Below are 9,618 nucleotides of genomic sequence, written 5' to 3'. Positions count from 1 at the left end.
GGAGACAATGAGTAAATTTTTCTTCAATCATAATCCAGCAACAGTAGAGGATGGAAGGCTTGTTAAATATGCTGAAATTATTTATGGAGAAGGTGGCCGTTCTGTATTAGAAAATTTAATGGTGAAGGCATCTATCAGATTGCGTGATCGTTATCCGAATAAATCTGACGAGCAGATCTCGAACCTAGTAAATAAAGGCATCCATGATATGTTTCAAAAATATGTGAGCGAGTAAGAGTGGCCAATGGCTGCTCTTATTTTTTTGTATAAGGATTGTAACTCTAGCTGAAAATAAACATGTATTCTGAAAAACGTAAAAAGGAGTGGGAAAGATGAGCAATGGAATTGGACGTTCGAAAGAAAATCTTCCAACTGATGCAAATCATGTGAGCGCGAAGGATCGTGCGTATCAAAAACGCATGGCAAAGCAAAAACAACAAGAGCGTAATGAGGATAGAGAATAACTCGAAATAAAGCTCCTTCTAAAGCAGAAGGAGCTTTATTTTGATAGAAAATGATTCGCGGTAACATAAAAGAGTCCACCGTTAATAATTTGCACTGTAATACGTGGTTCATACTGTTCTTGCAGAGCTTGTTTTTCAATTTCATAGCTCTCAGGAAGTTCGTCACTTTCTTCATAAAAACGGTTTAAAAGGTCTAAATCATGATTCCAACGCACTCTTGCTTCTTTTGCCCACGTATGGTCATCTTCTGCAATTATATTTTTTAAAGCGTCTTCTATGCGTTGTAAACCACTTTGAGGTTTAATGATGGGCGAGAGCGTAAAACAAAAATCAGGTATTTTTGGTGTAAGTTTAATGTTTGTTAATGTTTCATGAAAGTTTGCCATCATTGTTCCAGAAATGAGATGAATACCAATCGAGTGAAGGATGTCTTTTTTTCGATCACATTGATAGGAAACTTTTATATTAATACCGAGCCAAGGGTGGAGCGGTGTATGTGTTGCTCCATTATGTCTTACATCCTCATATAAACGTATGTATGAGCCTAATTCTTTTGTCGTTTGGAAAATTTGATGTAGACGTGGTGAACCGTAGTGAATAAGCTCACCATCATTTTCTTCATTTTCTGGATTTGTAATAAGAGTAAGGCGCATCGGATTCGGTACGCCCCCTGTTTTCTCAAGATAGTGCCAATAAAAAGGGCGATTCATTAATAATTTATCCATCTCAATTGTTAACTGTACATCTAATAAATGAGGAGAACGTTCTAAAATTTCACAGTTATTCGCCTCAAAGAAATTGTATAAGTAATTATGAATTTCATGTTGCTGCATAGCCTTGCACCTCAGCTTCATTTCGTTTCGCAAAGTCGATAATAGATGTTAAGTTTTCCATCTTAATTCTAATTTCACCTTCGCTTTTTGATTGCGCGAAAATTTCTTGAATGTGCGCGTCGATGTTTTTCATATTAATTCTCGTTAAAATTTCATCGAGTTCACCGATAACACGCTCGAATAAGTTGATTTTTTCATATAACAGTTTCAGAATATGTTCTTCAACAGTATGCTTTGTAGCTAAGTTATAAATATGAACATCATTTTTTTGACCGAGACGGTGAATACGTCCGATTCTTTGCTCAAGACGCATTGGATTCCATGGCAAATCATAATTGATCATATGGCTACAAAACTGTAAGTTAATCCCTTCACCACCAGCTTCAGTTGCAATTAATACTTGTGCGTGGTTTTGGAAAAGCTCCTTCATCCAATCTTTCTTCCCGCGTTTAAACCCGCCGCGGAATGGAACGGAAGAAATACCGTGTTGTTGTAAAAACCATTGTAAGTACATTTGTGACGCTCGATATTCTGTGAAGATAACGACTTTATCGTCAATTTCTTTTATAAGCTCAAGAGCTTTATTTGCTTTTGAGTTGAAAGGAATATGATTAATTTTGTCCATTAGCACATCGATATGTGGATCTTTTATATAATGTTCGTTTTCTTTCTGTCTTTTTTCTACATGCTTTTTCAATGAATAGTAAACAGCCTCACGACTACTACACGCTTCCCGTTTTAAAGTTAACGATGAGAAAGCAGATGTGAAGGCGTCTTGTCCTCGCCAATTTTCGATATCATTATATAGAGCTTGTTCTTGTTCATTAAACTCAACAAAAATTGTACGTACATGTCTCTTCGGCCAATCGATACCGGTATTATGTCGTCTATTTCGCACCATTACTTTATTAATGAGAGCTTTTAAGTCTTCATCTGATTCGGCTGAGCGATTTTTGGAAGCGTAATATTCTTCAAAGTTGGATTGATTGCCTAGATGTCCTGGCTTTAATAAAGAAACAAGGTTAAAAATTTCATCAATCTTATTTTGAACAGGAGTAGCGGTTAGTAATAAACAAAACTTCTTTTTTAATCGTTGTGCAAATTCATAGTTTTTTGTTTTATTATTTTTCAGTTTATGTGCTTCATCGATAATAATAAGGTCATATTCCAAGTTCAACACGATATCGCGATGTGGTGAACGTTTCGCAGTATCAATTGATGATACGATTACGTCAGCTTGTTCCCATGAGTAGCTTTTCTTTTGTGCTACAGCGGGAATGAAAAACTTTGTATTCAGTTCGTATGCCCATTGTGATACGAGAGAAGCTGGGACAAGTATAAGTACCTTTTTCACAAGCCCGCGGACCATGTATTCTTTCAAAATAAGTCCAGCTTCGATTGTTTTTCCAAGGCCTACTTCATCTGCTAGAATCGCTTTACCGTTCATTTGTTCAATCACATTTTGAGCGACTTCTAATTGATGCGGAAGCGGTGTGAAATGGGATAAATGTTTCGGTGCTTGTAGTCCATCAAAAGTAGGAACAAGTAACGATTTTTCTGTTTCATAAGCTAAGTGATATAAATCCCAGTTTGTCCAAGGACCATCTTCGTCAATTCTATTTAAAAAATTGTTTTGCCATGTCCGATCTACGGAAATATCGACATTCATTACAACTCTCCCACCTTTTATAAACTAAAGTAATTATTTTTTAATGTATGATGATTTGCCTTAAAAGAAGGCATAATTATCGTTATTAAAGGCTATATGATAGACAATAATAAAGTATTAAATCTCAAAAGCTGTATTTATTGTGTTTTAACATAAAAAATTCTAAATTATTTTTTATGCTAGAATATTGATGAAATATAGCGAATGATGTTAGGATAATGGTGTGAAATGTGTGGAATCTTTCGTATTTTATCCAAGAAAGTGATTTTTTATTTACGCTTTCATAAAAAAATATAATGAGATTCCGTATATCCTATCTTTTCAGAATGAAAATGTTTAGAAAAGGGAAGCAACTTTTATTGATTTGTCAAAGCATAAGGGGGAGAGAGCATGATTACATTACAACGTACACCGTTATTTGATGTATACGCGAAGTATGGTGGAAAAACAATCGACTTCGGTGGTTGGGAATTACCAGTTCAATTTTCAAGCATTAAAGAAGAACACGAAGCTGTACGTACAGCTGCAGGTTTGTTCGATGTGTCTCATATGGGAGAAGTTGAAGTAAAAGGTGTAGATAGTTTAGCATTTTTACAACGTGTTGTTACAAATGACGTATCTACCTTAAAGGTAGGGGGCGCACAATATACAGCTATGTGCTACGAAAATGGTGGTACAGTAGATGATTTATTAATCTACAAACGTGGTGAAGAAGACTATTTATTAGTAATCAATGCATCAAATATCGAGAAAGATTACGAATGGTTAGCAAGTCATGTAATTGGCGATGCGACAGTAGTCAATGTTTCTAGTGAAGTTGCACAGCTTGCAATTCAAGGACCAAAAGCAGAAGGCATTTTACAAAAAGTTGTGTCAGAAGATTTGAAAGAAATTAAGTTCTTTAAATTTAAAAACGATATTCTTGTAGATGGAATTCCAGCACTTGTATCTCGTACAGGTTACACAGGTGAAGATGGATTCGAAATTTACTGTAAGAGTGAAGATGCTGCAAAACTTTGGGAGAAACTTCTTGAAGTTGGAGCAGAAGAGGGCTTAAAAGCATGTGGTTTAGGTGCTCGTGATACACTTCGATTCGAAGCAACATTACCACTTTATGGACAAGAATTATCAAAAGATATTACACCGATTGAGGCTGGAATTGGCTTTGCGGTAAAAACAAATAAAGAAGCAGACTTCTTTGGAAAAGCAACGTTAAAAGAGCAAAAAGAAAACGGTGCGCCTCGTAAATTAGTCGGCATCGAAGTAATCGAACGTGGAATTCCTCGTACGCATTACCCTGTATTTATTGGTGAAGAAAAAATTGGGGAAGTAACGAGTGGTACACAATCTCCAACGTTAAAGAAAAGCATTGGTTTAGCACTAATTGATGTAAAATACGCAGCAGTTGATACAGAAGTAGAAATTGAAATTCGTAATAAACGCGTCAAAGCAGTAGTTGTTCCAACACCATTTTACAAACGTTCAAAGTAACGGGGAGAGGGGTAGATTTCATGTTGCATCGTTATCTTCCAATGACAGAAGAAGACAAAAAAGAAATGTTACAAACGATCGGCGTTCAAACGATCGATGAATTATTCTCTGATATTCCAGAGAGTGTTCGTTTTAAAGGGGATTTAAAAATTAAAGAAGCAAAATCAGAGCCAGAGCTTTTAAAAGAGCTATCTCAAATGGCTAGTAAAAATGCTAACTTAAAAGAATACGCTTCTTTCTTAGGAGCAGGCGTATACGATCATTATGCTCCAGTAATTGTAGATCATGTTATTTCTCGCTCAGAATTTTATACAGCTTACACACCATACCAACCGGAAATTTCACAAGGGGAATTACAAGCAATCTTTGAATTCCAAACAATGATTTGTGAATTAACAGGAATGGATGTAGCAAACTCTTCTATGTATGACGGGGGTACAGCTTTAGCTGAAGCGGCAATGTTAGCAGCTGGTCATACTCGCAAAAAGAAAATTCTTGTATCTAGCGCGGTTCATCCAGAATCAAGAGCAGTACTTGAAACGTATGCAAAAGGACAAAATCTTGAAGTTGTTGAAATTAATCATAAAGATGGTGTAACAGATTTAGACGTATTACAAAGTGAAGTAGATGATACAGTTGCTTGTGTAATCGTTCAATATCCAAACTTCTTCGGACAAGTTGAAAAATTAGCTGATATTGAAAAAATCGTTCATCAACAAAAATCATTATTTATCGTTTCTTCAAATCCATTATCATTAGGCGCATTAACACCACCAGGGAAATTTGGTGCTGATATTGTAATCGGTGATGCACAACCATTCGGTATTCCAACGCAGTTTGGTGGACCGCACTGTGGTTACTTTGCAACAACGAAAGCATTTATGCGTAAAATTCCAGGACGTCTTGTTGGACAAACTGTAGACTCAGATGGTAAACGTGGATTTGTATTAACGTTACAAGCACGTGAACAGCATATTCGTCGTGATAAAGCGACATCTAACATTTGTTCAAACCAAGCGTTAAATGCATTAGCAGCTTCTGTTGCAATGACGGCACTTGGCAAACAAGGTGTGAAAGAAATGGCACGTCAAAACATTTCTAAAGCACAATATGCAAAACGTCAATTTGAAGCGAAAGGCTTCACTGTAACATTTGCTGGACCATTCTTCAATGAGTTTGTTGTAGATTGCAAGCGTCCAGTGAAAGAAGTAAACGATGCATTATTACAAAAGAATATTATCGGCGGTTACGACCTAGGCCGTGATTATAAAGAGCATGAAAACCATATGCTTGTAGCAGTAACTGAGCTTCGTACAAAAGAGGAAATTGACACACTTGTAAACGAAATGGGGGCTATCCAATGAAGAACCAAGACCAAGCACTTATCTTTGAAGTGAGTAAAGAAGGACGCATAGGATATAGCTTACCCAAATTAGATGTAGAAGAAGTGAAACTAGAAGATGTGTTTGAGAGCGATTATATTCGAGTAGAAGATGCAGAGCTACCAGAAGTATCTGAACTTGATATTATGCGCCACTATACAGCACTTTCAAACCGTAACCACGGTGTGGATTCTGGATTCTATCCACTTGGATCTTGTACGATGAAATATAATCCGAAAATTAATGAGAGTGTAGCTCGTTTCGCAGGATTTGCAAATATTCATCCGTTGCAAGATGAAAAGACAGTACAAGGTGCAATGGAATTAATGTACGACTTACAAGAGCATTTAATTGAAATTACAGGTATGGATACTGTTACTTTACAACCAGCAGCTGGTGCACACGGAGAATGGACAGGTTTAATGTTAATTCGTGCATACCATGAAGCGAATGGTGACTTTAACCGTACGAAAGTAATTGTTCCTGACTCTGCTCACGGAACGAACCCAGCATCTGCAACTGTAGCTGGTTTTGAAACAATTACAGTAAAATCAAATGAAAATGGCCTTGTTGACTTAGAAGACTTAAAACGTGTTGTAAACGAAGAAACAGCAGCACTTATGTTAACAAATCCTAATACATTAGGTCTATTCGAAGAAAATATTTTAGAAATGGCAGAAATCGTCCATAATGCAGGCGGTAAATTATACTATGATGGTGCAAACTTAAATGCGGTATTAAGCCAAGCACGCCCAGGAGATATGGGATTTGACGTTGTGCATTTAAACCTTCATAAAACATTTACAGGTCCTCACGGCGGTGGTGGCCCAGGTTCTGGTCCAGTAGGTGTGAAAGCTGATTTAATTCCGTACTTACCAAAACCGATTTTAGAGAAAACGGAAAATGGTTATCACTTCAACTACGACCGTCCAGAAGCAATTGGTCGTGTGAAACCATTCTATGGTAACTTCGGAATTAACGTTCGTGCATACACGTATATTCGCTCTATGGGTCCAGATGGATTGCGTGCAGTAACTGAGTATGCAGTATTAAATGCGAACTATATGATGAGAAGATTAGCGCCATTCTACGATCTTCCATTCGATAGACATTGTAAGCATGAATTTGTATTATCAGGTCGTCGTCAAAAGAAACTTGGTGTACGTACATTAGATATTGCAAAACGTCTGCTTGATTTCGGTTATCATCCACCAACAATTTACTTCCCATTAAATGTGGAAGAATGTATTATGATTGAGCCGACAGAAACAGAATCAAAAGAAACATTAGATGGTTTCATTGATAAGATGATTCAAATCGCTAAAGAAGTAGAAGAAAATCCAGAAGTTGTACAAGAAGCACCGCATACGACAGTCATTAAACGTTTAGACGAAACGATGGCTGCACGTAAACCAGTTTTACGTTATGCGAAGCCAGCTCCTGTACAAGTTTGATTAAAATAACAAAAGAAGAACTCGCTGAGGCGGGTTCTTTTTTTGTATGGATAATTTGTCCCGGATTAACGGACAGTAAACTCTCAACTCAAAACTTAGCTGGTGCAAAGAAGCCAGGTGGGAGATAAACTGTCCGTAAATGCCCGATTGGTTCAACTAATAATCAGTGGGGATGAACAAAAATCCCCGCTGATTAAAGTTTCACTTTATGCAGAAATAGTGAAGAAAATGTTAAAAAAATATGTTTTTTGTTTCCTAATGGTGTAAAGGTGTAGTTTTATAGGTAGTTTTGTTGAAAAAGTCGGTTTGATAAAAGTATTTATTTTTGTTAGAATTTTATTGAAATTAAGAAGATGTGATGAGGCAAAGATTACTCATTTTTATGTATATGTGAAAAAACGAGCAAGACGGGGGTGAAATTTTGGGATATCGATGTTATAGAATGGTATACCATTTAGAAAATGGAGAAACAATTAAAGATGTAAAAGAATTTTGCTATCGGGACCAAGGAAAAGTGTTAGAAAGAGTAGCAAATCGTGTAATGGATAATAGAGAAGTGACGGCGATTGATAAACAAGGAACAATCATTTCAATAGCATGTGAGGACATTGTAAAGGTAGAACTTGATTACATAACAGAAAGTTAACCTTGAGTCATATCGAATTATTCGATAAAATAAACTGTTGAATGGTGAAGTGAGAAGAGAGGAGTTTATCATGGGTAGTACAAGACACTTTTATATGTTTATCTTAGCGTTTGTTCTTGTTGTGGCATTAACGATTTACTTAATTGTTGACAGCAGCTGGTACAATACAGTTCATCCGGCATTCCTTCTGTTTATGTATATAGGAATTGCAGTAGTAAGTTTCGGAATGAGAGACGAGATGTTAGATCGCTTTGAAAAGTGATACATATACGAAAGACCAACAGGAAAATGTTGGTCTTTTTTTCTTGGGGAAATTTCAAAAAGGCACCTTCTTCAATAACGACAATACGAGAGCAGTAGTTTATAAAAAGAAACGCTATTTGGCACATCTTTCGGAGTATGTAATATAAAGCTGAAAACGATGATGAGAATAAGAAATAGGAAAAATAAAAATAGAATTTGCTTATGTATAGAATTTTGCATATTATCCACTCCTTTTTTAGTTAGTATGTCCAAAAGAAAGGAGTGTATGAAAAATTTTAGGAGGGGAGAATGATGAACAAAAGAAAATGGTTATATAGAATAGGGGTATTTTTATTTTCAATCGGTCTCATATTAGCAAATTTTTATTCTAATATACCACCACTATTTCCAAGTTTACATAAAGGGGTTGGTATAAGTATTGCCATAATTGGTCTGTTTTGTCTTATCACATGTAACTTCTACAGAAAGTCTGAATGAATATAAAAAAGGACAGTTATTCTTTTTCAGAAATACTGTCCTTTTTAAATAACTTATTCCATAGTTTGGTGATACTCCATATAATGACGATTGCAATGGAGGCGATAATGGACCAAACAATCGATATAATTTCAAGTGTCATGTTAGGAAGGAATGTGAGAATGGATAATACTTTATGAAACAATGATTCTATTATATGAAAACTTATTTGTAATAGAATGACGATACAAAGTGTGATCCATGCTAATATTTTCTTTCCTTGTTCTTTCCGCATGACATTCACCTCACGTTAGCTTAATAGTTTTAAGCCAACAGCGCCGCATAAAATGCAGCTTAAGAAAGCAAGACGACGCCAATCCGCTGATTCTCGGAAAATGAGAATGCCTAGAAGTGCACTTCCAGCAGTTCCGATTCCAGTCCAAATCGCGTAAGCAGTTCCCATCGGTAATGTGTTCATCGCAAGAGATAAGAAGAAGAAGCTTACGCCGAAGTTAGCGATTAAAATAACTTTTGGTGCCCAGCCTTTCTTTTCAGTGGCTACTTTCATAAAGAGTACACCAATAATTTCACAAATACCAGCTAGAATTAAAAATACCCAAGCCATTTTATGCAGCCTCCTTCGCTTCTTTTTCTTCTGTTACTCGTTTTAAACCAATTACTCCGAAGAAGATTAAACCGATTAATAAAACTTTTACGATAGAGAAAGGTTCTCCGAAAATGAAAATCTCTGTAAGAACGATTCCACCAGCTCCGATTCCTGTAAAGACTGCGTATACAGTGCCGACAGGTAAATCTTTATAAGCTCTAAATAATAAGACGAAACTAATTGTAATTAATAGAGCAACACCAGCCCATTCAAGTGGTGCCGCTGCTTTTTTTAGTCCAATCACCCAAAAGATTTCAATAATACCAGCGATGATTACATAAATCCATGCCAT

General features: G+C 36.2%; 13 protein-coding genes. 8 read left to right on the top strand and 5 right to left on the bottom strand.

Annotated elements, in window-relative coordinates:
- Positions 1–7: 7 nt before the first annotated feature.
- Both ACQGS6_RS07570 and ACQGS6_RS07565 read left to right on the top strand, forming a co-directional pair.
- Entirely contained in the window at positions 8–235 is a 228-nt protein-coding gene (locus ACQGS6_RS07570; RefSeq protein ID WP_000032702.1) for a hypothetical protein, read from the top strand.
- 97 nt (positions 236–332) lie between these two features.
- Entirely contained in the window at positions 333–464 is a 132-nt protein-coding gene (locus ACQGS6_RS07565; protein ID WP_000064668.1) for a hypothetical protein, read from the top strand.
- Positions 465–499: 35 nt separating this feature from the next.
- On the opposite strand, the gene ACQGS6_RS07560 is transcribed toward ACQGS6_RS07565, so the two are convergent.
- Together ACQGS6_RS07560 and ACQGS6_RS07555 are read right to left on the bottom strand one after the other, a co-directional pair.
- Positions 500–1,297, bottom strand: a complete 798-nt coding sequence (locus tag ACQGS6_RS07560) for a YqhG family protein (RefSeq protein ID WP_001183964.1) — start codon at positions 1,295–1,297, stop codon at positions 500–502.
- A complete protein-coding gene (locus ACQGS6_RS07555; RefSeq protein ID WP_001100037.1) occupies positions 1,284–2,966 on the bottom strand; it encodes a DEAD/DEAH box helicase in 1,683 nt (560 codons plus the stop codon). Before ACQGS6_RS07555 ends, ACQGS6_RS07560 begins: the two co-directional genes overlap by 14 nt.
- A gap of 390 nt (positions 2,967–3,356) precedes the next feature.
- Between ACQGS6_RS07555 and gcvT the strand changes: the two genes are divergently transcribed.
- The 6 genes from gcvT (at position 3,357) to ACQGS6_RS07525 (ending at position 8,680) form a co-directional block, all read left to right on the top strand.
- Entirely contained in the window at positions 3,357–4,457 is a 1,101-nt protein-coding gene (gene gcvT / locus ACQGS6_RS07550) for a glycine cleavage system aminomethyltransferase GcvT (protein ID WP_000631769.1), read from the top strand.
- A gap of 20 nt (positions 4,458–4,477) precedes the next feature.
- The gene (gene gcvPA, locus ACQGS6_RS07545) at positions 4,478–5,821 is read left to right on the top strand and encodes an aminomethyl-transferring glycine dehydrogenase subunit 1 (protein ID WP_000903240.1); all 1,344 of its coding nucleotides are present in this window, start codon (positions 4,478–4,480) and stop codon (positions 5,819–5,821) included.
- Positions 5,818–7,293, top strand: coding sequence for an aminomethyl-transferring glycine dehydrogenase subunit 2 (gcvPB, locus tag ACQGS6_RS07540; protein WP_000795702.1), 1,476 nt, complete (start codon positions 5,818–5,820; stop codon positions 7,291–7,293). The genes gcvPA and gcvPB overlap by 4 nt, the downstream gene beginning before the upstream one ends.
- A gap of 442 nt (positions 7,294–7,735) precedes the next feature.
- A complete protein-coding gene (locus ACQGS6_RS07535; protein WP_000262496.1) occupies positions 7,736–7,939 on the top strand; it encodes a DUF3929 family protein in 204 nt (67 codons plus the stop codon).
- Positions 7,940–8,009: 70 nt separating this feature from the next.
- Positions 8,010–8,201 carry a hypothetical protein gene (locus ACQGS6_RS07530; RefSeq protein WP_000535933.1) on the top strand — a complete coding sequence of 64 codons (192 nt, stop codon included), beginning with the start codon at positions 8,010–8,012 and terminating at the stop codon, positions 8,199–8,201.
- A gap of 290 nt (positions 8,202–8,491) precedes the next feature.
- Entirely contained in the window at positions 8,492–8,680 is a 189-nt protein-coding gene (locus ACQGS6_RS07525) for a hypothetical protein (RefSeq protein ID WP_033685729.1), read from the top strand.
- 16 nt (positions 8,681–8,696) lie between these two features.
- Here ACQGS6_RS07525 and ACQGS6_RS07520 read toward each other — a convergent pair whose 3' ends face one another.
- Genes ACQGS6_RS07520 through ACQGS6_RS07510 form a run of 3 tightly spaced genes read right to left on the bottom strand, consistent with a single transcriptional unit; the run spans position 8,697 to position 9,618 of the window.
- Positions 8,697–8,954, bottom strand: coding sequence for a DUF3975 family protein (locus ACQGS6_RS07520; RefSeq protein ID WP_069604694.1), 258 nt, complete (start codon positions 8,952–8,954; stop codon positions 8,697–8,699).
- A 15-nt stretch (positions 8,955–8,969) separates the two neighbouring features.
- Positions 8,970–9,284, bottom strand: coding sequence for a DMT family transporter (locus ACQGS6_RS07515; RefSeq protein WP_000312623.1), 315 nt, complete (start codon positions 9,282–9,284; stop codon positions 8,970–8,972).
- A 1-nt stretch (position 9,285) separates the two neighbouring features.
- Positions 9,286–9,618: a DMT family transporter gene (locus tag ACQGS6_RS07510; RefSeq protein ID WP_098481124.1), complete on the bottom strand. Its 333-nt coding sequence runs from the start codon at positions 9,616–9,618 to the stop codon at positions 9,286–9,288.

The organism is Bacillus sp. GMs2/2 (genome assembly GCF_050172095.1).
Classification (GTDB): Bacteria; Bacillota; Bacilli; order Bacillales; family Bacillaceae_G; genus Bacillus_A; species Bacillus_A cereus.
Note: the sequence above shows the minus strand (reverse complement) of the source record. Positions and strands in the feature narration are given on the sequence as shown.